This window comes from Terriglobia bacterium (assembly GCA_020073085.1).
Taxonomy (GTDB): domain Bacteria; phylum Acidobacteriota; class Terriglobia; order JAIQFV01; family JAIQFV01; genus JAIQFV01.
Window position 1 is genome coordinate 310,550 of sequence record JAIQFV010000001.1, and the last position, 24,471, is coordinate 335,020.

Here is a 24,471-nt window from a genome sequence, read left to right on the forward strand (position 1 = left end):
GTTCAATTGCCGTCTCCGCACACCAGACAAAAAATTACTTCTTCCATTGACTTTTGACAACCTTTGACTGGACTCCGGACAGTATCTCTCCTAGCATTGGGCCACACTGTTTCTGAAAGACGTTCAGTTGTTTTGAGTCCAGAAAAGATAGTGACTCGGCCCTTGAATTTATCGACAAACAATGTTGGGGGGAAGAGCAATGAAACGGCTGATCATCGGAATTACCTTATCCCTGGTCGCGAGCACATGGTTTTTGGCTTCCCAGGAACACATCGCTTCAAAACCCTATTCGATGGTTCAGCGAGCTTATGGTGCCCTGACTGAGGCGATGGACCGGCTGCCCGCTCAGGCGGCCACGTTGCGGCTTTGGCTCCCCATCACCTTTAGCCCGGTCGAAGGGAAGAATACCGTTCCCCCACCGAGTTCACCGTGCCCTTTTCGGACCGCTCAAAGGCCGTCCCATGGGAACCTCGGCATTCCTCCGACCGGCAGGAAGCCGCAAGGGTTCTCATTCATTGCCGACGTCACCCCTCGATTTCAACTGGATCCGGGTTTGAAGCAGCCTGGCGTGATTCCAGCCCGGCCATTGCTCGCAGGGACTTTTGGCGAAACAGAGCTTGAGACTTTCCTTCATCACGACTTCGTAACATCGGCTTCCCTTCTGGAAAACCGCCTCTGGCAGAACGATATCGCGGAAGAAAGCCCCGCCAATTGTCTTCGCACTCGAGATTTGTGATCTGCCATTTTCTCTGGGGTGAAAGGGATCCCCCTGGCCCAATCCCGAGAAACCCGAGGCGCTGGTGTATGCATCCCTCGTTTTGCTGGACTCCCGAAACCATGTTCGTGTAAGATCACCTTCCTTCGAAATTCTAGCATGAACGCATTATGACGAACCCGATCCCCGGATCGGAATGTTAAAGCATCTCAACTCAAATTTGGGGGAGCATGAACCATGAAAAAAAGTGCGATTGCGGTGACGTTGATTGTCTTACTGGCGACATTCCTGCTTTGCATGGGGAGAGGTTTCACCTTGAGTTCCGTCACGCCGGCACAACGGACCCTGGTTTTCACCTATTCAACGACGATCAAGGATCTGCCGGCAGACTCAGGTACCCTGAAACTTTGGCTCCCCCTTCCGGTCAGTGACGCGAATCAGACTGTTTCTGACCTGAGCATCACGTCTCCCTACCCGTATCGAGTGCGCTCCGAACCCCGCTTCGGCAACTCGCTCCTCTTCGTGGAGGTCGACAAGCCGGCGAAGCCCTCTTTGAATGTTGAAGTCCGGTTCAAAGTCACCCGGAAAGAATATCGCAAGAACCTGGAGGGATGGACGAAAGAGCCGTCAGGTTCTTCGGGACGTGGCTTGCCGGATGCTGACAAGTATTTGAAGCCGGATGCGTTGGTCCCCATTTCCGGCAAAATCCGGGACCTGGCGCTCAAAGTGACTGAGGGGAAGAAGACTCCCCTGGAAAAAGTGCGTGCGATTTATGACTTTGTGACCTGGACCCTCAAATATGACAAGAGCGGAACCGGGTGGGGCCGTGGCGATGCCCTATACGCGTGTGATGCCAAACATGGAAACTGCACCGACTTTCATTCCCTCTTTATCGCCATGGCCCGGTCGGTCGGTATCCCCGCCAAGTTTGAGATCGGGTTTCCGATTCCCGAAAACCAAAAGTCCGGTGAGATTGCAGGGTACCATTGCTGGGCAGAATTCTATATCCAGGGGATCGGTTGGATTCCGGTGGACAGCTCCGAGGCAAGCAAAGACAAGGAGAAGGCGAACTATTTCTTCGGGACCCTGGATGTCAATCGCGTCCAATTCACCCAGGGAAGGGATCTCGAACTGGTTCCCCCTCAGGCCGGGAAACCACTCAACTATTTTGTTTATCCTTACGCCGAGGTGGACGGAAGGGAATTCTCGAAGATCGACCGGAAGTTCTCGTTCGAGGACGTCCAATAGCAGCGGCCCTCGTGCGAAGCTGACCTCACATCCCCCCGTCAAAGTACCTGGAGGCTCCCGCCTTCACTTTACTGCGCCTTTCGGCGCAGGAAGGTGGGAACCTCAATGGGTATCCTTTCCTCCGGCCCGTTGGCCGGTCCCATGACCTCATTGTTCGATGGAGCGGTGGCTCCTGACGACCCGTTGCCGGGCCGGGGAATGCGGAGTTTCTTCAGCAACTCGCTGTTTTTCGACTTCTCGCGACCGGGATTTTCCGGGCCAAAGCCGGTGGCGATCACGGTGATCTTGATGTTCTCATTCATGGAGTCATCGAGCACCGCCCCAAAAATGATATTTGCATCTTCATGGGCCGCCTTGAAAATGATGTTAGAAGCATCATGCACTTCGTGAAGCATGAGGTTGCTGGACCCGGTAATATTAATGAGGACGCCCTTGGCGCCATTGACGGACTGGTCCTCGAGCAGCGGAGACGAGATGGCCTTGGTGGCGGCTTCGGTGGCGCGGTTTTCGCCGGAGGCAATCCCGGTGCCCATCACCGCCATGCCCATGTCTTCCATGATCGCCTTGACGTCGGCAAAGTCGCGATTGATGATTCCGGGAATGGTGATGATATCGGAGATCCCCTGGACGGCCTGGCGCAGTATATCGTCGGCGACCCGGAAAGCGTCAAACAGGGTGGTCCCCCGCTCCACGCACTGCAGCAGCCGTTCGTTGGGGATCGAGATCACGGTGTCGACGCAGTCGCGCAGCTCTTCCATTCCCTGTTCGGCCTGCCGCATCCGCTTCCGCCCTTCAAACAGGAAGGGCGAGGTGACCACTGCTACCGTCAGGGCTCCCAACTCTCCTCCCAGGGCTGCGATGATGGGGGCCGCCCCGGTGCCGGTTCCGCCCCCCAGACCCGAGGTCACGAAGATCATGTCTGCGCCTTCGAGGACCTCCAGGAGCTTGTCAGAATCCTCCAATGCCGCCTGGCGACCGATGACCGGGTTGGCGCCCGCACCCAACCCCTTGGTGAGTTTCTCCCCCAGTTGAATCTTGATGGGCGCCTTTGAAATCTTGAGCGCCTGAAGGTCCGTGTTGGCGACCATGAATTCCACGCCTTCAATCTTGGCATCGATCATGCGATTGACGGCGTTGCCCCCACCGCCTCCCACACCGATGACCTTGATCTTGGCATGGTTCCGGGGGGAATCATTAAAAGCCAGACGAATGCCGTTTGCAGTTTCACTCATGCTGTCATCCACTCCTTGCGTTGAATTTTGGCCTGAAATCGCGGTCCGTTGGAGCTGGGCCAGGCTGCGCATCCTGGAAGGCTGTAACGAAGTCTAGAAGATGAACTTACGCCCGCGATTTCGATTTTGCAAACAAAAAGAACCTATTGAAAGATATTTTTCAAACGCTCGACGGCACGCTCCATCAGGCCGGAGGCATGCCTTCCGCCCGCCTGTTTGGCCATGCGGATTCTGTTGCCGTAGCGAACCAACCCCACGGTCGTGGCGAGGCTCGGGTTAATTACGGTGGCATTCAATCCATTCAGCCCTTCCGGCACACCCTGGCGCACCGGCAAATTCAAGATCTGCTCGGCCAGCTCCACCATCCCATGCAGCTTGGAGTTTCCGCCGGTGATGACGACTCCCGATCCCAGCTGCTTTTCGAGACCGGTGTTTCGAATCTCATCCCGCACATGGCTGAGGATCTCCTCCACCCGGGGCTGAACAATGTCGCACAGCAGCTTTCTCGGCACCGTGCGCGTTCGCCGGCTACCCACCCCCGACACTTCCACCTCGCGATCTTCGGTCACCAGCAGGGTCATCGCACAACCCTGTTCCTGCTTGAGCCGCTCGGCCTCCGGAATCGGAGTGCGCAACCCCACGGCCAGATCGCTGGTGATGTGTTCCCCGCCAATGGGCACGACCGAGGTGTGCCACACCGAGCCATGAAGAAAAATGGCAAGGTCTGTGGTCCCGCTCCCCATCGCCACCAGCGCTACCCCCAATTCCTTCTCATCGTGCGCCAGGGTGGCTTCAGCGGCGGCCAGGGATTGCAGCACCGTTCCTTTCACAAAGGCGCCGGAGCGGTTCGCGGCGGTCACGACATTTTGTGCCGCCGTGACAGGACTCGTAATGATGTGCACGCTGACTTCAAGGCGGGTTCCCAGCATTCCCAGGGGATCGTCAATTCCATCCTGCTCGTCCACGATGAACTGTTGTCGAAGGACGTGGGTAATCTCGCGATCGGACGGCAAGGCGACGGCCTGGGCGGCCTCGAGCACGCGACGGATGTCTTCCCGGGTGATCTCCCGGTTTCGTCCCAGGACGGCGATGGCACCCTGGCTGTTCAGGCTCTTGATCTGCTTGCCGCCCAGGGACACATATACCGATTCCGCCTGGACCCCCGCCATCAATTCGGCTTCTTCGAGGGCCTTCTTGATGGATTGGACCGCCTCATCGAGTTTGACCACCACGCCCTGGCGAAGGCCCTTCGATTCGGCGTGGCCGAATCCTGCCACTTCCAGATGCCCATCCGTGGCGACCTCACAAATCAGGGCGCGGGTCTCTGTCGTGCCCACGTCTAATCCCACGATAAATCGGTCGTCTTTGGTCAAGGTCTTTTTCCCCGGGACCCGCTGCCTGGATCCCTATGTTGACGTCTTCGCCTTCGCTTCTTTGGAGCTCTCCTGACGCTTGATGACGATCTGGTCCTTGAATCGCAAATCCACGGCGTCGATGTCGGGATAATCCTGCTTCAATTTCTTGATGTTTGCGAGATAAAGTTTAAACCGCGGCAGCAGGTTCTCTTTGCCCAGGTGAACGAGGATGGGATCGTTCTTGAGAATCACCCGGACGTCGTCCGGATCGGAGACATCCACTTCGGACAGGTCGGCGGAGTAACCTTCTCGCCCACTCTCGAGTTCCGCCAGCAAATCCATGTATCGGCTGATGCGAAGGCGATTGATGACGTGATCGTTGGCGGTGTTCTCACCCGTCAGACCGCGCACAATCGGAAAATCAAAATGTTGTTGGGTCTCCCTCGACGCACCCAGGGGTATCCCCTCCTTGTCGATGAGTTCCACCGCCCCCCCGATGAGCGCATAGCCCACCGGGACCCGTTCGGTAATGATGACCGAGAGCGAGGCCGGCCAGAACCGGAGGAAGACCACGGACTCCACCCAGGGAATCTGCATGAGGGCGCGAATTCGTTCGTTGTAATTGGCCCGGAAAATATTCTGTCCGATCAGGGGCGCCAGTTGTTGCATGACGGCGGCGTCGGAGAGGTTGCGCAGCCCCTTGACTTCCCGGATGCTGAGATCAAACTTCGGCGAGGTGGTGGCGTACTCGGCAAAGCGTCGGATGCTGATCCCCAATCCGATCAGAAGGACCAGCGCCAGGAAGATTTGCGAGAACAAGACCAGCTTGCTCGGCTCCACCTGCATCCGCTTGACCGATATAGCCCGTTGCCGCCGCAAGTACGGCGTCTCTTCGAAGGAGTCCCGTTCTTCATCCCGGTCAGTTTCCTTTTTTCCCATGGACTTAACACTCCAGGACGAGCGGCCTGCTCGCCGTCAATGATTTCTTCCCTCTCCTCGTGATTCTCTCCGTTCGGGGCGGATTGCGCTATACGCCGGCCTCCGAACGGGACACCTTGCCCTCCTGTTCGGTTAGCAGGCCAAGCAATTCGGCGCCGGCCGTCCCGATATTGCCCGCCCCCAGGGTCAAGACAACATCGCCCGCCCGGAGCCGGGGCAACAGATATGCCGCGATTTCTTCCACTCGGGAAACATAATGGACCGACGCGCGGGATTCCTGCCGCATCCTTTCGGCCAGCGATCGTCCGCTGATGCCTTCGAGCGGCGATTCCGATGCGGGATAGATCTCGGTCAGAACCACTTCATCGGCCAGGTCGAACGCGTGGAGGAAATCGTCGAACAGAAACTTGGTCCGTGAATAACGATGGGGCTGAAAAACCACGATGGAGCGCCGGAATCCACAGTGCTTCAGGGTGTCCAGGGTGGCCGTGATCTCGGTGGGATGATGGCCGTAATCGTCGATCACCGTGACCCCCTGGTGTTCCCCCTTCCATTCGAACCGGCGCTCTGTGCCGCGAAATTCCGCCAGCCCTCTTTGGATAGCCGGGAGCGGGGCATTCAGCTCCAGCCCCACCGCCACCGCAGCCATGGCATTCAGGATATTGTGGGATCCCGGCACCCGAAGGTGGAATCTACCCAGCGCCTTCCCTTTTACATGAAGGTCGAATTCCGACTCGAATTTTCCCAGCGTCACCGCCCCCACTCCCAGGTCGGCCGCTTCCGAGTGTCCATAGCCCACGACGCGCCGCTCCAGCCTCGGGAGGATCGCCCGCGTGGCGGGGTCATCCACGCAGGCAATCACGCTCCCATAAAACGGCACTTTGTTGGCGAAGGAGACAAACGCCTCCTGGATATCGGCAAGATCGCGGTAGTGGTCCAGGTGTTCGCGATCAATGTTGGTGATCACGGCGATGGTCGGATCGATTTTCAGGAATGACCGGTCGCTTTCGTCAGCTTCCACAACCATCCATTCGCCGGCTCCGAGGCGGGCGTTGATTCCCAGGGCATTCAAGCGTCCGCCGACAATGAGGGTCGGATCGAATTTTGCCTCGTTAAGCACTTCAGCCACCATGGATGTGGTGGTCGTCTTGCCATGCGCGCCCGCCACAGCAATCCCATACTTCAGCCGCATCAGTTCGGCCAACATCTCGGCGCGAGGGATCACCGGCCGCTGCAGGCGGCGAGCTTCAACCAGTTCCGGATTCTGCGGAGGGACGGCTGAGGAAAATACGACGACCTGGGCCTCGTCGACATGGGCGGGATCGTGGCCCAAATAAATCTTGGCCCCCAGCTGGGACAGTCGTGCGGTCGCCGGCGACGATTTAAGATCCGAACCGGAGACGACATAGCCGAGATTCAGCAAGAGCTCGGCGATTCCGCTCATTCCAATCCCGCCGATCCCGACAAAATGAATTTTTTGAAATCGTTTAAACACATTCCCTCAAGAAATCCGGGGATATTTTCCCGTGCGACAGCAGGACACGGCCAGTCAGGCCTTTGATGCCAGGGCCTCCACAAGATCGGCGATCCGTGAGGCCGCGTCTGGGATGGAGAGTGAGGCGGCCGCCCGAGACATCTGCTCCTGTCTCTCCTTGTTCTCCATGTGCAAGCGGATGACCAATGCCAATCGCTCCCCATTAAGAGAAGACTGGTTTATCACCACGGATGCACCGCGCCGGGCGAAGACCTCCGCGTTCTTGCGTTGGTGGTCGTCCGCTGCCGAAGGAAAAGGGATCAAGAGGGACGGCCTTCCCGTGGCCGCAATTTCGGCCAGGCACGATGCGCCGGAGCGGGCAATGATCCAGTGGGCACGGCTGAACTGGTTTGGCATATCGTCAAAAAAGGGTCGAACCTCTGCCGAGAACTGGTTCGCCCGGTAAGTCGTCTCAACCCACGCGGCGTCTTTTTCACCGGTCTGATGGATGAAGCGAATCCGGCGGCGCCATTCTGCCAGGTGTGGAAGCGCCTCCATCATGGCCGCATTAATCGCATGGGCGCCCTGACTGCCTCCAAAAATCAACACCGTGAATTCCCCTTCGCGCGACGGGGGCCCCACCCGGAAGAACCCCTGCCGCACGGGATTGCCTGTTACCACCGCATTTCCGGGAAAATAGCGCAGCGATTCGGGAAAGTTCACCGCGGCCCTGGTCACAAAATACGCCAGCAGCCGGTTGGCAAGACCGGGAATCGCGTTCTGCTCCAGGATCATCCGGGGTCGTCCTTGCATGGTCGCTGCCACCACAACAGGTGCGGAAGCATATCCGCCAATCCCCACGACGACCTGGGGGGAAAACCGCTCGACAATCTGCCCCGCCTTTTGAATACTCCGCGGCAAGCCGACGAGCGTCGACAATCTCGCCGAAGTCGCGATTCCTTTCAGGGCGCCTGCTGCCACGGCTTCGAAGGAATACCCGCGCTGCGGAATGATACGGGCTTCCAACCCGCGGTCCGAGCCGACAAACAACAGTCGGGTCGATCCACGCCGTCTCACCAGTTCTTCAGCAACCGCGACGGCGGGAAAAACATGCCCTCCCGTGCCTCCCCCCGCAAACAAGACATTCATACGCTTCGGTCTGACCCACCCCGTTGAATTGCGGAGCTGAAGGGCCTTCCGAGACCCTCCCTCCGTCTCAGTCCGAGTGCTGTGACAGGTTCAACAAAACGCCAACGGCAAAGCAGTTGACGATCAGAGAAGAGCCTCCCGCACTCATAAAGGGCAGCGGGATTCCTTTCGTCGGGAGCAACCCGGTGACCACGCTGATATTGATCAATGCCTGGCAAGCGATCATCGCGGTCAGTCCCACACCCAACAGCGTGCCAAAAGAATCCGGTGCGGCCAGCGAGGCCTTCAAGCCCCGCTTGAGGACCACCGCAAACAAGATGACGATCAGCACCGTTCCCCACAAACCTAACTCCTCGCCCACCACCGAGAAGATGAAGTCATTTTGTGGTTCGGGGAGATAAAAGAGTTTCTGTTTTCCCTGTACCCAGCCCACCCCGCCGAGCCCCCCGCTTCCGATCGCGATGAGTGACTGGATGATCTGGAATCCTTTTCCCAACGGGTCCTTCCAGGGATCGATGAAGGTGGTAATGCGGTCGAAGCGATAGGCCACCCGATAGACCTCCCAGTAGAACACGGGGAGGGCGAGGATCGGAACGGCGGCGAACCACCTCCAGTCCACCCCGGCCACAAACAGGATCGCCGCGCAGATGAAGAAGCTGGCAATGGCCGTTCCAAAATCGGGTTCTTTAAGGACGAGGGCGACGGTCAGTCCCATGACCATCACCGCCGGCAAAAGCGTTCGCCGGATATCGTTCACCTGATGAAGACGGCTCTCCAGAAAGTAGGCGAAGAAAAAGATGAGGGCGAGCTTGGACATTTCCGAGGGCTGAAATGAAAACAGGCCCAGCTTGATCCAGCGGTGAGTGTTATGCGAACGGTCCAGGAAGAACACCGCCACCAGCAGGATCTGGCACACAAACAGGAATGAGAAGACAAAGGTGGGATTGCGCCATTTCCGGTAGTCGCAGTTCATGGCGACAATCATGCACACCAGGCCTATCACAAGTCCCAGCGCCTGCTTCCCAAGGAAAATGTACGACGACCCGTAAAGATCCATCGAGATGGTCGCAGAGGCGCTGTAGACCATGAGAAGGCCGTAAAAGATCAATCCGAAAGTAGCGGCAATCAAATATCGATCAAAGGTCAGTTTGCGAGCCATGATGAAGACTTCCTCTGCGTTCTTTTTATCCAGCGTTTCTCTGGCCGGGCACGCCGGGTGGACGGCGGAGGACCAAGGTCAGCAACGTTAAGCACCCTCCGCGGGGCATTTCATACCGGCGCCGCTTTCCCCTTGAGCCCCCAGACCAGTTCCTTGAACACTCGCCCCCGGTGCTCATAGTTTTCAAATTGGTCAAAGCTGGCGCAAGCGGGGGCCAGCAGGACGACATCTCCGGGGACGGTCAGCGAAGGCGCCACTTCGACGGCGCGCTGCAAGGTCTCGCACCGCCGCATCGCGACCACCCCCTCCAGCTGTCTCTCAATCTTCCCCGTGGCAGCCCCGATCAGGAGAACCGATTTGACGCGTGATTTCAGTAACGGGGAGAGGACAGTATAGTCACTGCCCTTGTCTTTTCCTCCCAGGATCAACACCACGTTTCCCTCGAAGGCCTCCAGCGCTTTCCGGGTGGCGTCGACATTGGTGGCTTTGGAATCGTTGTAGTACTTGACTCCCTTCAATTCGGTCAGGAGCTCCAGGCGGTGCTCCACGCCGGGAAATTCGGAAATCGCGCGCGCCACATTTCGAAAATCAGCGCCGAGGATGGCGGCCGCCGAGACGGCAGCCAGGCAGTTCTCGACGTTATGGGCGCCCAGCAAAGGGATCTCGTGGCGGTGGATCACCGGAGTTCTGACACCCCCCTGGGCCACTTCGATTCGGTGGTCGCTATAGACCGTTCCTGCTTCGAGCAGGACCTGCTGTGAAAACCACCAGACGCGGGCCGGCAAGTCCTGGGCGAATCGGGCGGTAATAGGATCATCCCAATTCAACACCGCCCACTCGGCACGGGTCTGGTTTCGAAACAACGCACGCTTGAATGAGGCGTATTCCTCGAAGGAGGAGTACCGATCCAGGTGATCCGGCGTCACGTTCAGCACCACCCCGATAAAGGGGCGAAACGTCGGGATGGCTTCCAGTTGAAAACTGCTGACCTCGGCGACAATGACAGATTCCTCCGTCGAGAGGGGAACGAGGGATGCCAGCGGCGTCCCGATGTTTCCTCCCACCAGGGTGTGAAATCCCGCAGCCCGTAACACGTCACCCACCAGGGCCGTCGTGGTGGTCTTTCCATTCGATCCCGTGATGGCCACGATCCGGCCCTGGAGAAAACGCGAGGCCAGTTCGAGTTCACTGATGATTTCGATTCCTTTTTTCCGGGCAGCCTCGAGGGGTTCAATCGAGAGGGGGACTCCGGGGCTCGCGACAATCAAGTCGGCCTTGAGAAATGTCTCAACGCGATGTCCTCCGAACTCAAATTCCACCTTGATCTCGCGGAGCGCCCCCGCCTCCTCTGAAAACGCCGCGCGCTCTCCGGAATCGGAGGCCGTAATCCGGGCGCCTCTTTCAGCGCAGAGCTTCGCCGCGGCCACCCCGCTGCGTTTCAACCCGACAATCAGCACGCGAGCTCCGCGCAGATCAGTCACGCCGCCCGCGGCCTGCCTTTCCACAACCTCTGCCCGTGATGTGTTCCGGTTCTTCTTCATCTCGACATGCCTGGCCGTTCCTCGATGCCTCGGCTCGTTCTTCAGCGTAACTTCAGTGTCGTCAGACTGAACAATGCAAAAATCAAGGCGGCAATCCAGAAACGAATAATGACCTGTGGTTCCTTCCAACCGATCAACTCAAAGTGGTGGTGAATCGGCGCCATCCGGAATACCCTTTTTCCTGTCATCTTGAAATAGAGCACCTGAACCATCACCGAAAGGGCTTCGATAACAAAAATCCCGCCGATGAAAAGCAGCAGGATTTCCTGCTTCACAATCACCGCCACCGTGCCAATCGCCCCCCCCAGGGCCAGCGACCCCACGTCCCCCATGAAAATGGAGGCGGGAAAACAGTTGTACCAGAGAAACCCCAGGGAGGCCCCGACCATGGCGCCGCAAAAGACCGTGATCTCACCCACCCTGGGGAGATTCTGGATATCGAGGTATTCCGCGAACTTGGCATTCCCTGAGATATAAGTCAGGACGGTAAACGCCGAGGCGGCAATGACCACCGATCCAATCGCCAAACCATCCAGCCCATCCGTGAGATTCACGGCGTTGGATGATCCCACCACCACCAAAACCACAAAAAGAACGAAAGGGAGATAGGCGAGTGGATGCAACCACCAAATCCTGAACCAGCGATGCACGATCAGGTCCGGATTGAATTGCTTGAAGAACGGGACGATCAGGTTGGTGGAATACTGCTTTTCGGCCGTGAAGTAAAGCAACATCAGGGCCACGGCCAGCGCGACCAGCGTTTGCAGGAACAACTTTTGACGGCCGGTCAGGCCGAGAGATTTCTTATGGGAAACCTTGGCCAAATCGTCGAGGAACCCGATGAACGCAAAGGCGAGAGTGGCCAGCATCGCCATCCAGACGTAGCGGCTCTTCAAATCCGCCCACAAGAGGGTAGGCAGCAGGATGGAGACCACAATCAGGACTCCGCCCATCGTCGGCGTCCCCGCTTTTCCCAAATGGGATTGCGGGCCGTCATCCCGGATCTGCTGGCCAATCTGGAACTCACGGAGGCGGCGGATCAACCACGGACCAAGCAGCAGGCTGAGGGCCAGCGCTGTCAGCGAGGCGTAGGCCGTGCGAAAGGTGATGTAACGGAAGACGCGGAAAGGCGTGAAGTAGTGCTGCAGTGAGGTAAAGAGCCAAAAAAGCATTAATGTGCTTTCACTGAAAATTTCTGGCGCAGACAATCCAGCGCCACATCCATTTTAACGCCTCGCGACCCCTTCATTAAGACCAAATCTCCAGGCGCAACAATCTGGCACAGTTTCTCCCCTGCTTCCGCAGGAGTCCGATAGAAAAAAACGCTCCGTGCTGACATGCCGGCTGCCTGGGCAGCGGAGGCCATCGCTTCGGCCTCTCCTTGAACGGCAATCAAAACGGCGATGCCGGCCTCCGCCATCGCCCGTCCACAGGCGGCATGCAAGGCACCGGACTCGGTCCCCAACTCCAACATCTCCCCGGCGGCAACGATCTTACGCTTGAACCCTCCCGCGGCGGCCACGGCGGAAAGCACTTCAGCCATAGCCCGAGGGTTGGAATTGTAAGTGTCGTCGATGACGGTGAACCCCTCGGAAAATCTTAAGATCTCGCCGCGCATCCTGGCCGGAGTGACGAGTTCCAGTCGGCGTGCCGCGTCGACGAGCGGCATTCCCAACTGAACGGCGGCAGCGATGGCCGCCCCGGCGTTCCACACATTGTGTCTCCCCAGCAGACGCAACCGGCAGGGAGCCCGGGCCCCCGAATCAAGCACCACATCGAATTCGGACCCATCAAGATTCGACATCCGGACATTCTCTATGCGCACATCAGCCTTCCGGTCCTGGCCGTAAGTGACGACTCGGGCCCGGGTGCAAGATGCAAAGCCGGAAACGCGAGGGTCGTCGGCATTGAGGATGGCCACCGCGTTGGCATCCAACTCTTCCACGAGTTCGCGTTTGGCCAGGGCGATCTCGTCGATGGAAGAAAAAAATTGCAGGTGCACCGGATTGACGTTTGTGATGACTCCCATGTTGGGGGCGGCGATTCGGGTGAGCGTGCGAATCTCTTCCCGGGCCGACATCGCCAGTTCGATGACCGCCACGTCCGCGCCGGCATCCACGCGGAGCAGTGTCAAGGGGACCCCGTAAAGATTGTTGAGATTTCCTTCCGATTTGTGAACCGTGCGGGAGGCCCCGAGAAGGGTGGCACAAATCTCCTTGGTAGTGGTTTTCCCGGCGCTGCCGGTGATGGCGACCACGTGGCCTCCCCACCGACGGCGAGCGTGCATTGCAAGTTTCTGAAGAGCAGCGGTCGTGTCCGCGACGACGAGCCAATTCCGCCCGGAAATTTCCTTACCCTCACGCCCGCGCAGGAGGGGCGACTGTGCCCAATCCGCTGCCACGACCGCGCCACAGGCCCCTTTTTCAAAAGCGGTCGAAATGAACGTGTGGCCGTCCAATCGTTCACCCCGGATGGCAAAGAACAGGTCGCCGGGCTTTAAGGTACGACTGTCAATGGAATAGCCGGAGGCGACGGTGTCCATTTCAAACGACTCTCCCGGGGCAGGTTCACCGACCGCAGCCAATGCCTCTGAGATATCGCGAAGGGTTAGTTGCATACCGTCGATGAATAGCCCAGTCCAGATAGTATTTCGCGCGCGACTTCCCGGTCATCGAAATGAACCGTCCGGTCCGACAGGACCTGGTAGGTCTCATGCCCCTTGCCGGCCAGAACCACAATATCGCCCTCGCGGGCTTCTTCGAGGGCGCGTCGAATGGCGTCGCCCCGGTCGGGTTCGACCGCATACCGGTCGGTCGCTCTCTGAAGCCCCACCACAGCGTCCGCGATAATACGCAGCGGATCTTCACTCCGGGGATTGTCCGACGTCAGGACGGTAAAGTCACTGAGCCGTCCCGCGACTTCACCCATGAGCGGCCGCTTGGTGCGGTCCCGCTCTCCTCCACAGCCAAAGACCGTGATCACCCGGTGCTTGGTCAGGCCCCGTGCGGTGGTGATAACGTTCCGCAACGCGTCATCGGTATGCGCGTAGTCGACCACCACCGTGAAGGGCTGGCCGCACTCGACCTTTTCAAACCGTCCCGGGACGGAACGCAGATTCCGAATTCCCTCTCGTATCGTTTCCATGTCAACCCCCATTGCGATCGAGCAGGCCACTGCCGCCAGGATGTTGTACACGTTCGGGGTTCCCGCAAGGGTCGACTCGATCGGGATCGACCCCTGCGGCGTCTGCGCTGTCAATCTCAATCCTTCAAAGGAAAACTCAATGGAACCGGCGCGGACATCAGCAGCCTGGCGCACGCCGTATGTGATCTTCTTTGTCGGCACTTCGGTGGCCAGCCGGACTCCATAGTCGTCATCCAGGTTGAGAACCGCCCACTCCGGGGGATCACTCTCTGTTCCAAAGAAAAGTTTCCGCTTGGCGTCAAAGTAGCGGTCCATCGTTTGATGGAAATCAAGATGGTCGCGTGTAAGATTGGTGAACACGGCAACGGCGAACCGGCAGCCATCCACCCGGTGCATCTCCAGGGCATGAGAGGACACCTCCATGACGGCACGGCGGCATCCCTGATCGCGGACCTGAGCCAAAAATCCCTGTACGTCAATCGATTCGGGGGTGGTGTTCTTCGACGGGGTGGACCGGCCCCCCACCAGACTTTCAATCGTTCCGATTAAACCCGCGCATTGCTGTTGCGCTTGAAAGATCGAGTGCACTACATAGCTGGTTGTCGTTTTTCCGTTGGTCCCCGTGATACCCACCAACTGCAAGGCCCGGCTGGGATGGCCATGAAAAGCGGACGCCGCCAGAGCCATCGATTGCCGCGCATCGCGCACCCGGAGCAGACACACCTTCCCGGGACTCCAGTCCCCGACCGCGTCGGTGACCACCACGACAGCCCCCCGATCAATCGCCGCCTGCACGAAACGGTTCCCATCCAGTCTCTCCCCTCGCAGCGCGAAAAAAAGAGATCCCCTCTCGACCTGGCGCGAATCACAGCAGATCTGCGATATCGGCACCGCAGTCGATCCGATAATCTCGGTTGGCCGCAGGGAGTCCAGGAGATCATGTAAGGACGTCAACCGCTTCGCTCACCTCCTTGAGCCCGTTCGAAAAGGCCAGGGGACCGGCCAAGGTTCACAGGGCGCCTTTTTCCGGTTTCCGGGCAAATTTGGCGACCACCCGGGAGTGGGGCGGGACCAGTGCTCCCGCCAGGGGATGCTGCTTGATGACAAACCCCGATCCCACCACGCCCAGTTCCAACCCCACTTGCTGACAATCAACCGCCGCTTCACGCAACGACTTGCCCAGGAGGCTGGGGACGGGAATGGTGTTCACCCCGGCTCGGAACGATTGCTCTTCCTCGACCCGGGTCTCCCCCGTATTCCCGGAATCCGCAACGGGCCGGACTGAGTAGTTTGACGGCACGACAGGCGCCGGGGTGGCCTGGACCTCGGCGGTCTCAGAAACCTCGTTGGGCTCAAAATCCATAATTTCCGCGCTGGCCACCGCGGGCGCGGTCTTTCTGGCAACATTCATCAGGGGCAACTCGGGGGGGATATTCAGGTACCTCAAGGTCTGCTCGGCGATTTCTTTCCACACGGGCGCCGCGACCTGGCCCCCCTGGTGGAGATACCCTTCCGGCGAATCCAGCACCACAATAATCGCCAGTTCAGGGTTATTCACCGGGGTAAATCCGGCGAAGGAGGCCACGTACTTGTTGTGGTAATAGCGGCCCGTCTGGGGATCGGTCTTCTGGGCTGTTCCTGTCTTCCCGGCAGCGGTATAGCCCTCCAGTTTGGCTTTTCGACCTGTCCCCTCCAGCACGACACCCTCCAGCATCTTCTTCATCATCACCGCCGTGCGTGCGCTGATGACCTGCTCGTACAGGGGTGTATTCGCGAACACCAGGTTTCCGCTGGAATCGACGATCGATTTCGCAAGATAAGGCCGCACTGCCACCCCGTCGTTGGCGATTGTCGATACCGCGCGTAAGACCTGCAACGGGGTGACCCCCACTTCCTGCCCCATCGAAATGGCGCCCACCGAAATCTTCGACCATTGATTCGGATCGCGCGCAATGCCCCGGGCTTCGCCGGGGACATCGACGCCGGTGGGCGAACCAAACCCGAAGGCACGGATGAATTTGTAGAGCCGCTGGTCACCCAGGCGCAGCCCCAGCTTGATGGCGCCCACATCGCTGGATTTCTCGATGACCTGGCTGACGGTCAGCGCTCCCAGCCGCTCATGATCGTGGATCGTATGGCCTGCCAGAACGATGGCCCCCATCTGACAGTCGATCACCTCTTCCGGCGTCGTCAGTCCTTCTTCCAGGGCGGCAGCCACGGTAATAATCTTGAATGTGGAGCCGGGCTCGTAAATGGATTGCACGGCACGGTTTTTCCAGGTATCGGGATTCGTGGCCTTGTAGCTGTTAGGATTGAAGTCGGGAGAATTTGCCAGGGAGAGGATTTCCCCGGTCCGGGGATTCATGACGATCGCGGTGCCCCCTTCGGAGTGGGTCGCCTCCATGGCTGCATCCAGTGCCTTCTGGGTGATGTACTGGATGTTCTCGTCAATAGTGAGGATCGTGTCATCGCCCGGGGACCGGCTGCTCTCCTTGCGGCCGTAACGTTGGCGCCGGGCGTCGACCAGCACAAAGAAGTGACCGGGCGCCCCCTTGATCTTGCTGTCATAGTAATGCTCAATCCCACCCAACCCCTCATTGTCGACCCCCACGTAGCCCAGGACCTGGGCCGCGAGTTCCCTTTTCGGATAAAACCGCTTGCTCTCCTTGATGAATTCCAGGCCTTTGAGGTTGAGGGCCCGAACGGCGTCCGCCTCCGGTTTCTCAAGCTTCCGTTTGATCCACACAAAGCCCCGGGTCGAATTGAGTTTCGATTCAATTTCACTGGTCTCCATATGGAGGAGGCGGGCGAGGCTGTGCGCCACTGACTTGGGGTCTTTGATCTGGCTGCCCCATGCGGCCAGCGAGTCGACGTCGACGCTGATCGCCAGCTCACGGTGCTGGCGGTCGTAAATTACACCCCGATGGGGAACGATGTTGACGATGTGCTGTTGTTGCCGGAGGGCCTTGTCCATCATCTCTCCATGCCGCACCACCTGCAGGTCGAACAAGCGCACGAGAATCACAAAGGACCATAACAGGGCCACGATTCCGAGGATCAGTATTCTGGTCTGTGCGAGTTTTTTGAACTGAGAGGGCATGAAGAGCACTCACGGATCTCAAGAGTCGTTCGAGGAAAGGCTTAACCATTGAAAAGGGTCCTGCCCTCATTCCACCCCGCGAGGTTTGGGGGGGATTGTCGCCCCCGCGGAATGGACCTGCGCCATGACGGGCTGATCGCCGAGGGTATGAGTGGCATCCAGGACAATCGCTTGTTGCTGCAGCGGAAATGTCATTCCCAGGTTGCCCCGCGCCAGGCTGTCAATCCGTCGCGGACTCCGAAGAGCCGCCCGCTCCACCAGGAGGAGATGGTTCTCCTGCTGAATCGAATCCGTTTCGGAACGCACCTGCTCGATGCGATAGCCGAACTGGCGGATTTCCACGCGCTCCCAGGCCTGAACCAGAAGTGCGATGACTACCACCGAAGCCACCAGCAGCCAGGATCCCAGCTCCAGGCTCATCCTTAAATCGATCGGTTTCCGGATTCGTGAGTTGTCTACAGGTTTGAGGTAAAAAACGTCGTTCATGAAAAGCTCCTGAGAATTATTTTTCAACCGCTGAATCTAAAGCCTGGCTGCTTCTCTCGGCAGCCCGCAACTTGGCGCTCCGGCTGCGCGGATTGATTCTTTTCTCGGTCTCCGAGGAGGTCACCACATGCGGGGTCAGAATCCGCGCCCAACCCTGTTTGTGCCACTCCCGGAACGCCTGCTTGACCGGCCGATCCTCGAGGGAGTGGAAGCTGATGATGACAGTGCGGCCCCCGGGAGGCAGCAGTGCGGGGATTTCGTTCAGAAAGCGAGACAGGGCGCTGAGCTCCTCGTTGACCGCAATGCGCAACGCTTGAAACGTCCGGGTGGCCGGATGAATCCGCTGCCGCCGGCCGCCCCCAAAGCAACGCGCCACCACTTCCGCCAGCTGGGTGGTACTCGAGAGGGGGCGATGGGAGACAATGGCGCGGGCAATGCGCCGGGAATACCGCTCTTCCCCGTACCGATAAATCAGATCTGCCAGGACCGTTTCCGAGAAATGGTTGACGACGTCCTCCGCCCGCAACGCCTGCCGTGCGTCCATTCGCATATCCAGGGGACCTTCGATCAGAAAACTGAAGCCACGCTCCGCCTGGTCCAGCTGCATGGACGACATCCCGAGATCGGCGAGGATCCCGTCGACAAATCCTGTTCCCTGACCTTTTAGATATGTGCCCATTTCAGTAAAGTTGGAGTGGACTGCTTGAAACCGTTCCCCGAACACCTTCAGTCGCCGGCAGGCAAGATCGAGAGCGGCCGCGTCGACGTCGAATCCGAAAACACGGGCGCGGGGATCAAGCTGGAGGAGGGCTTCGGCATGACCTCCCGCACCCAGGGTCGCATCAATGTAGGTTCCGCCTTCTCGCCAGTGTACATACTGCAAAACCTCTTCCACCAGGACGGGATGATGAGGGGCTTCATCCACCATCTAAATTCCAAGCTCTTCGAGGATCTTCTCATCCTCTTCCGTCAACGGATTGCTCTTGATATCATTCATGAAGCGGTCGTTGTTCCACACGTCGAGGTAAAGCAACTGCCCCAGCACCGCCACATCCCCCTTCATCTGCGCTGCCTCACGCAGGGGGGCGGGAATGAGGACGCGGCCCTGGTTGTCCATCTCCACCCCCTGCCCGAAATAATTGGTGCGATTCAAGAATTTCTTTTTCGTGCGATGAAACGTGGAGAGACGCGCCAGCTTCTCTTCAATCTTGACCCACTCCGCCATGGGGTAAATGCGGACCGAGTCTCCGTTCGGACTGGTCACGTAGAATTCATTGGTGTAATCTTCCAGGAGGGCGTTGCGGAAGACCGTCGGAATTTTCAGCCGCCCTTTTTCGTCGACAGTCGCCAGATAGTTGCCGCGGAGCATGGGGATTTCCAAAAATCAATTAGAGGATTAAATTCGAGCAGGAAAGGCTTTAAACAACAATACTTGGCTAAAAAAGACTACTTTCTCCCACTTTTGACCACCAAAATATAGGTCCCTCTGCCCTTAATGTCAAGGGAAATCTGTAACTTGTGCCGGAAAAATGTCCTTGGAAATGTCTGGAAGGGCCCTTTTCACACCAGCCGTTGCATGGTGAGTGCCGGCCCATCCCACAATTTGCGGTTCTGGGACCATAAAGCGGCATGAAGCGCTTGGGAAGGCGCCGCCCCCAGGATCCTCGTGTTTGATCCTTCGGGAACGCGTGCTTGAACTGTGCGGGGAGATTTGATAGATTCGCGATGCACGAACAAAGGCGGATTTATCCTTCAAACTTCTACCACGCGGATGAAAACTTTTTCTCTCACGATCGCTGCGCTCGCAGGCGCGGGGAGTCGACGCCTGTCTTCAGATCCCTCTCATTCCGGAAGGAGCATGAAAAATCCAGGATCAGGCAGGCGTCCCGTGGAATGGATGCGGTCTGCCGTCGGGTGGATGATGCTGGTCGCGTGGTGTGCCGTGCTTACGGCGCAGGCGGGCAGTCCGCCGCCGGCCATCGGCCGGCTGTTGAGCAGTGACCCGGTGTCCATCGAAGGGCGTGCGACCTGGACTTCTGGCAAAGAAGATCTCGAAGATCCGAGTCCACTCGTTTTCAGTGGAACCAAGATCACCATGCAGGCCGGTATCGCTCTGCTGCAAATGGAGGATTCCGGCGGGGTGGCAGGCTTCTGCGGACGGACTTCGCTCTCCTTGATGAGATCGAAGAACACGATGCTCTACGCCATGAACTCCGGAACCATCAGTCTTGATCTTTCGTCCTCGACGACGGATCGGGTCTTGACTCCCGACCTCGCCGTGGAATGGAAACCCATCGCGGCGGGAAAGAAACAAGGCGTCGTAAGCGTCGACTCGCGGGGAGGATTGTGTGTTCAGAATTTTGCGGGGAGCGTGAAGATATTCGATCTGCTCAACGGTCAGTCCCTGGATCTTCCGGCCGGTTCCTCGGTGCAATTGCAGTCGGGTCAGGCCCTCACGGCCCGGATTTCGAAAGACCTGGATTGTGGTTGTACGAAATCGGTTCCTCTAGGCGCTGCTGTCACGCCCCTCACGTCGGGCCAAGCCAACCCCGGGGCGCCGAGCCCGGAACCTGCCGCAGCACCGCCACCCATTCAAGCCGTTCCCACGCCGCAGAAGCCGCCTCCAGCGTCGGCCCCCGTCACGGTGCAGAGAGATCCTCCGCCCGCCAATATCAATCCCCCCCGGGCCGAGCGTACTGATCCTCATGAGCCTCGGGTGAGCCCGCCCGGTGCATCGCCCACTCCCGCAAGCCCGCCTCCTGCTCAAAACACTCCAAGCGCCCCGGAGGGCGCCGGAGCAAAGGCCCCGGCCGAGAATGCGCCGGTCGTGTCGGCCACCATGGCGGTTTCTGCCGAGAACTTGCCAAAGTCAGCAGGTCGAAAGACGTTCGGCCAAAAGGTCAAAAATTTTTTTAGAACCATCTTCTTCATGAAGAAGAAGGCCCCTGCTCCTGCCTCAGAGTCGAATTAAAGATCTACCCCGAACTCCTCATCCGTTCCACTTGCCTACTTGCTGAAGTCGACCTTGGGAACTTCCTTCGCGCCTTCACTCGCCTTGAAGTAGTCGTTGTTGTAAGTGAAGCCGCTCATCGAAGCGAAAATGTTGTGAGGGAAAACCTGCAAGTAGGTGTTGTAATCCTGGATCGCCTCGTTGTACCGGCGCCGCTCCTGGGCGATGCGGTTCTCGGTTCCTTCCAACTGGGCCTGGAGACTCAAGAACTGTTGATCCGCCTTCAGGTTCGGATAGTTCTCGACCACCACCAGCAGCCGGCTCAGCGCCGTGTCCAACCGGCCGTTGGCGGCAATGGCTTCCTGCGGCGATCGCGCGCCTCCCAAAGCCGCGCGGGCCGCGGCAATATCATCGAATACTTTCTGCTCATGGGTGGCATAGCCCTTCACCGTGGCCACCAGGTTGGGAATCAAGTCGGCGCGACGCTGCATGACATTTTCCACCTGGGACCACTTTTGTCGCACGTCCTCGCGCTTTTGAACCAGGCTGTTGCGCACCGTGATGTACTGCCCTACCAGGATGATTCCCACCAGCCCCACGAACAACACGACCACCAGCAAACCAATCAAGAATTTTCTTCCCATAAGAATCCTCCAAACCGGTGTTTGTCGAAGCTAGGACGCGAGCGCATCGACGCGCTCGATGACTTTCCCGATCGCCTCGAAGTACTTCTCGAACAAGGGATCCACGTCCGGATCCTTGAGTTCCACATCTCCCCTTCGAAAGTCCAGAATCTTGAGGAAGGGGGTCGCCTCGAACTTGAATTCCTCGGCCGACAATTTAAAGATTTCATCCTTCCGAATCGATGTCGGGTGCCCCACCAGGTGCAAGGCGTGACGGAAAAGAACGGCGAACGACGAAATCGATTGGGACAGCAGATGCAGGGATTCCCGCCGATCTCCTTTCACCAGCACGTAGCGGCTGCGAAGATTCAAGAGCTTTCCGCGCAACTCGTGTTCACATTCCAGGCGCTGATGGGTGTGATCAATTTCGATCTCCTTCAAGGGGTCCTGCCCAAAAAGAACACGGTGGGCGTCCTTCATGTCACTGAACTCGATCGGAAATACATCGGCCGATTCTGCGAGTTCGTGGGCGGTGAAGAACAACGGAGGCGGATTGCCGGTCCGGTTCCACCACCGGGCAATCTCGCCCGCCCGGCCCACTTTATGAAAGGTGGAATTCTTGACCACAATGAGGACATTCAGGTCCGAGTGCTTCGCATGATACTCGTTGGAAGCGGCTGACCCGTACAGGATGACCGATTCCAGTTCGTCACCGAATGCCGCCTGAAGTCCCGCCACCAGCTTGTCCAAGCTTTCCTGGTACGTCTCCATCTTTTGCTCCTCGATTCACGATTCACTGCGCTGCTGTGGTCCTCAAGGGAATCTGACGCGCTTAACCCTGCAAGGAAAACGATGTCAGCCGGTTCCGTAGGATCATTACCAGCCTCCGCCCGCGCCCCCGCCGCCGCTCATCCCTCCACCGAACCCGCCAAAACCACCGCCACCGCCTGAAAATCCGCCTCCGCCCCAGGAGCTCCCTCCGCCGCCTCGACCGCTGCCGATCAAGAAAATCAGCCACCACGGAATAGAGGATCCGCTGCGAACCGCCGGTCGTCCCATGGCGGCGCGACCAATCGATTTGAGCAACCCGAACAAAATGAAAATCCCAAAAAGGACCCAGATCCCTACCCCCGAGCCCCCTCCCCGGCTGCGACGCGATCCCGAGCGGCGAGGTGGGACCTTTAAAGTCCCACCGACCGCCGAGGACAACATCTGCACGCCCGTAATCACGCCGCCATCGTAATCTCCCTGCCGGAACCGGTCGCGAATGATGCGGTAGATTTCAGAGGCGGTGGCATCGGGAACTTTGTCTTCGAGGCCGTATCCCACCTCGATCCACATTTGTCGATCGTTCTTGGCGATCAGCAACAGGAGGCCGTTGTCCGTGCCCTTCTTTCCAATTCCCCACTGCGCAAAAAGATCGGTGGCATAGTCCTGGACGGCGCGGTCGCCGATCGAGGGGACTGTCACGACCGCGAGTTCAGTCCGCTGTTCCCGCTCGAGTTGTACCGCCAGCTGTTCGATCTGCTGCCGCGCCGTCGGACTCAGCATGTTGGCAAAATCACTGACATATCCCTGGGGCTTGAGCGGAATTTGCGCGGCGTGCTGTATGACAGGGACAAGAAGAGCGCCCGCAAGCAGCAATAAAATCGACAACCTCAAGATCCATTTCATGTCTTCGCTCGGCGCGAATTCAACCCGAGCTGTGCTTCCGGCATGGCCACCCCTGTGAATCCGGCCTGGCGGTTGGGTTCGAAATGAATGGGAGCACAACTTCAGAAATGAAACCAAATGGCCTCCTGGATGAAGTTCCTTCGTACCACAAAGTACGTAATCCGTCAAAACTGGTTTCGTTTTTCGGCGCGGGGACGATCTGGGAAGGCTTGAAACAGGATTAACAAGATTAACAAGATTAGTAACAATCGCGGGCCGCTCACGTGGGGCAGGCGTCCTCGCCTGCCTCCTTGTAGCAAGGTGCTACACACTGTTAGGCAGGCGTCCCCGCCCGCCTCATTATGACCGAGTGCTACACATGTGTGGCAGGCGAGGACGCCTGCCCCACAGCAAAGATCGGTCTCCTCAATGTACTTGACGCATGTGTGAATTACAGTGGGAATGTCGTTGCGGGGCACCTACAAGGTGTGAGGAGATTGGTGAATACCCAGCTAATTCAGGTTGCTTCGTGAGTCGATCCCTACAGCACCCCGATTCATCGGGGTGGCAAAACCCCACCCAGATCGAATCGCAGCCGTTTCAACGGCTTCATGAAAAGAAACCGATGAATCGGTTCAATGGCGAGGTGGGAATGATCTTAACACCCCGATAAATCGGGGTGCTTTTAGAAAAAATTCGTCGCGTTCTTTGCAGGAACAACGTCAGGATTTTGGGGGTCGCAGCTTTCTCCTTAGCAACCAACGCCAGTAAAGCACGTTCACGACGAGACCGATCGACGCGAGTAGTAACTGCACCAGAATGCTATGACTGAGGGACGCCAATCCAAACCACCCCGCAATCAACCCGGTGGTTATAAAACCATATTTCAGCAACTCGACGCTATCTTTTCTCATTCGAGTCCCACGCAAACTTTGATACCAAAGCCCACAGACAAACTGCACCGTGCGAGTGATGTCCGCTCAATGAAGGATCGGGTGGATCGGGGGTCAGACTGGGACATTGGACAATTCCGAAGCGGCCTGATCTATCAGCAATGTCGGTGCCTGGCACCAACGATTCCAAACTTTCATCTTGTTTGCTTTCTCGCATCGGTCTTCCCTCTCCGGTAGTAGACGATCAACAGAATCAAACCTGATGCAAATACTACCGCCCCAGCCAGGAAAGCAGCTGTCGTCCACGAATAGGCAATCCAAGCGGTAAGCGCGGCTAGACCAATGAACCATGTTGCGCAAGCCCAGTCTTTTTTCTTAAAAAACGCAGCGTCAAAGAATCCGGACGCAAAGATTCCCGCCAGAATTACCACTCGCACGGCTGTGCCGTGATGCTCAAGAAGTGAATTCCAATCCAATCCGAGCCCTAATCGCGCGATCATGGCACATTCCTGCTTGTCCATCTTGAAGAATTCGGGTCAGGCACCGACAATCATTCTGAATAGATGTCGGTTCATATGGGTCCATGGTGACTTTCAAATTTCCATTCACGCACCGACATTCTCCTCGCGGGAAGGGACGTGATACCAATGTCCTTCCCCCTGAACGCGCCACGGCCTCGCCATATAGACTTGAATGCAGGGGAAGGTTGGACCACTCGAACCGCTTACTTCACGAACCACATCCCCATTATAGCCGCTTTGCCCAGGAAGCGAGATGAAGAAATCATCTCGAGAACCATCCCCCGCTCCG

At 58.0% G+C, this 24,471-nt stretch carries 22 protein-coding genes; 3 read left to right on the forward strand and 19 right to left on the reverse strand.

The genetic code is table 11. The features are described from left to right. The first annotated feature begins 199 nt into the window (after positions 1-199). Positions 200-736 (forward strand): hypothetical protein, encoded by a 537-nt coding sequence (locus LAO21_01205; protein MBZ5551307.1) that lies wholly within the window; start codon positions 200-202, stop codon positions 734-736. 276 nt (positions 737-1,012) lie between these two features. Further along, positions 1,013-1,963, forward strand: a complete 951-nt coding sequence (locus LAO21_01210; GenBank protein MBZ5551308.1) for a transglutaminase domain-containing protein — start codon at positions 1,013-1,015, stop codon at positions 1,961-1,963. Positions 1,964-2,031: 68 nt separating this feature from the next. Here the strand turns inward: LAO21_01210 and ftsZ are convergent, their stop codons facing one another. The 14 genes from ftsZ to LAO21_01280 form a co-directional block, all read right to left on the reverse strand. After that, complete coding sequence (ftsZ, locus tag LAO21_01215) at positions 2,032-3,195, reverse strand: cell division protein FtsZ (GenBank protein ID MBZ5551309.1); 1,164 nt, start codon at positions 3,193-3,195, stop codon at positions 2,032-2,034. A 143-nt stretch (positions 3,196-3,338) separates the two neighbouring features. After that, positions 3,339-4,568: a cell division protein FtsA gene (ftsA, locus tag LAO21_01220; protein ID MBZ5551310.1), complete on the reverse strand. Its 1,230-nt coding sequence runs from the start codon at positions 4,566-4,568 to the stop codon at positions 3,339-3,341. 33 nt (positions 4,569-4,601) lie between these two features. Continuing rightward, entirely contained in the window at positions 4,602-5,489 is an 888-nt protein-coding gene (locus LAO21_01225; protein MBZ5551311.1) for an FtsQ-type POTRA domain-containing protein, read from the reverse strand. Positions 5,490-5,577: 88 nt separating this feature from the next. Continuing rightward, on the reverse strand, positions 5,578-6,984 hold the full coding sequence (gene murC, locus LAO21_01230) for a UDP-N-acetylmuramate--L-alanine ligase (protein ID MBZ5551312.1): 1,407 nt from the start codon (positions 6,982-6,984) through the stop codon (positions 5,578-5,580). A 54-nt stretch (positions 6,985-7,038) separates the two neighbouring features. Next, a complete protein-coding gene (gene murG, locus LAO21_01235; GenBank protein MBZ5551313.1) occupies positions 7,039-8,112 on the reverse strand; it encodes an undecaprenyldiphospho-muramoylpentapeptide beta-N-acetylglucosaminyltransferase in 1,074 nt (357 codons plus the stop codon). Between the two features lie 67 nt (positions 8,113-8,179). After that, positions 8,180-9,271, reverse strand: coding sequence for a putative lipid II flippase FtsW (ftsW, locus tag LAO21_01240; GenBank protein MBZ5551314.1), 1,092 nt, complete (start codon positions 9,269-9,271; stop codon positions 8,180-8,182). 110 nt (positions 9,272-9,381) lie between these two features. Beyond that, complete coding sequence (gene murD / locus LAO21_01245) at positions 9,382-10,812, reverse strand: UDP-N-acetylmuramoyl-L-alanine--D-glutamate ligase (protein ID MBZ5551315.1); 1,431 nt, start codon at positions 10,810-10,812, stop codon at positions 9,382-9,384. Positions 10,813-10,853: 41 nt separating this feature from the next. Further along, complete coding sequence (gene mraY / locus LAO21_01250) at positions 10,854-11,984, reverse strand: phospho-N-acetylmuramoyl-pentapeptide-transferase (GenBank protein ID MBZ5551316.1); 1,131 nt, start codon at positions 11,982-11,984, stop codon at positions 10,854-10,856. Then, positions 11,984-13,429, reverse strand: coding sequence for a UDP-N-acetylmuramoyl-tripeptide--D-alanyl-D-alanine ligase (locus tag LAO21_01255; protein MBZ5551317.1), 1,446 nt, complete (start codon positions 13,427-13,429; stop codon positions 11,984-11,986). The genes mraY and LAO21_01255 overlap by 1 nt, the downstream gene beginning before the upstream one ends. Beyond that, complete coding sequence (locus LAO21_01260) at positions 13,420-14,910, reverse strand: UDP-N-acetylmuramoyl-L-alanyl-D-glutamate--2,6-diaminopimelate ligase (protein ID MBZ5551318.1); 1,491 nt, start codon at positions 14,908-14,910, stop codon at positions 13,420-13,422. The genes LAO21_01255 and LAO21_01260 overlap by 10 nt, the downstream gene beginning before the upstream one ends. Before the next feature lie 55 nt (positions 14,911-14,965). Beyond that, positions 14,966-17,056: a stage V sporulation protein D gene (locus LAO21_01265; protein MBZ5551319.1), complete on the reverse strand. Its 2,091-nt coding sequence runs from the start codon at positions 17,054-17,056 to the stop codon at positions 14,966-14,968. Positions 17,057-17,122: 66 nt separating this feature from the next. Next, positions 17,123-17,542, reverse strand: coding sequence for a cell division protein FtsL (locus tag LAO21_01270; GenBank protein MBZ5551320.1), 420 nt, complete (start codon positions 17,540-17,542; stop codon positions 17,123-17,125). 16 nt (positions 17,543-17,558) lie between these two features. Beyond that, positions 17,559-18,470, reverse strand: a complete 912-nt coding sequence (gene rsmH / locus LAO21_01275) for a 16S rRNA (cytosine(1402)-N(4))-methyltransferase RsmH (GenBank protein ID MBZ5551321.1) — start codon at positions 18,468-18,470, stop codon at positions 17,559-17,561. Continuing rightward, on the reverse strand, positions 18,471-18,911 hold the full coding sequence (locus LAO21_01280; protein ID MBZ5551322.1) for a division/cell wall cluster transcriptional repressor MraZ: 441 nt from the start codon (positions 18,909-18,911) through the stop codon (positions 18,471-18,473). Between the two features lie 489 nt (positions 18,912-19,400). Here LAO21_01280 and LAO21_01285 point away from each other — a divergent pair, with 489 nt between their 5' ends. Beyond that, on the forward strand, positions 19,401-20,513 hold the full coding sequence (locus LAO21_01285; protein MBZ5551323.1) for a hypothetical protein: 1,113 nt from the start codon (positions 19,401-19,403) through the stop codon (positions 20,511-20,513). 35 nt (positions 20,514-20,548) lie between these two features. Here the strand turns inward: LAO21_01285 and LAO21_01290 are convergent, their stop codons facing one another. The 5 genes from LAO21_01290 to LAO21_01310 form a co-directional block, all read right to left on the reverse strand. Next, entirely contained in the window at positions 20,549-21,136 is a 588-nt protein-coding gene (locus LAO21_01290) for a LemA family protein (protein MBZ5551324.1), read from the reverse strand. Positions 21,137-21,166: 30 nt separating this feature from the next. Continuing rightward, on the reverse strand, positions 21,167-21,886 hold the full coding sequence (locus LAO21_01295; GenBank protein MBZ5551325.1) for a nucleotidyltransferase domain-containing protein: 720 nt from the start codon (positions 21,884-21,886) through the stop codon (positions 21,167-21,169). Between the two features lie 105 nt (positions 21,887-21,991). Then, a complete protein-coding gene (locus tag LAO21_01300; protein ID MBZ5551326.1) occupies positions 21,992-22,789 on the reverse strand; it encodes a TPM domain-containing protein in 798 nt (265 codons plus the stop codon). A 701-nt stretch (positions 22,790-23,490) separates the two neighbouring features. Continuing rightward, positions 23,491-23,682, reverse strand: coding sequence for a hypothetical protein (locus LAO21_01305; protein ID MBZ5551327.1), 192 nt, complete (start codon positions 23,680-23,682; stop codon positions 23,491-23,493). A 173-nt stretch (positions 23,683-23,855) separates the two neighbouring features. Further along, positions 23,856-24,182 (reverse strand): hypothetical protein, encoded by a 327-nt coding sequence (locus LAO21_01310; protein MBZ5551328.1) that lies wholly within the window; start codon positions 24,180-24,182, stop codon positions 23,856-23,858. Positions 24,183-24,471: the final 289 nt, after the last annotated feature.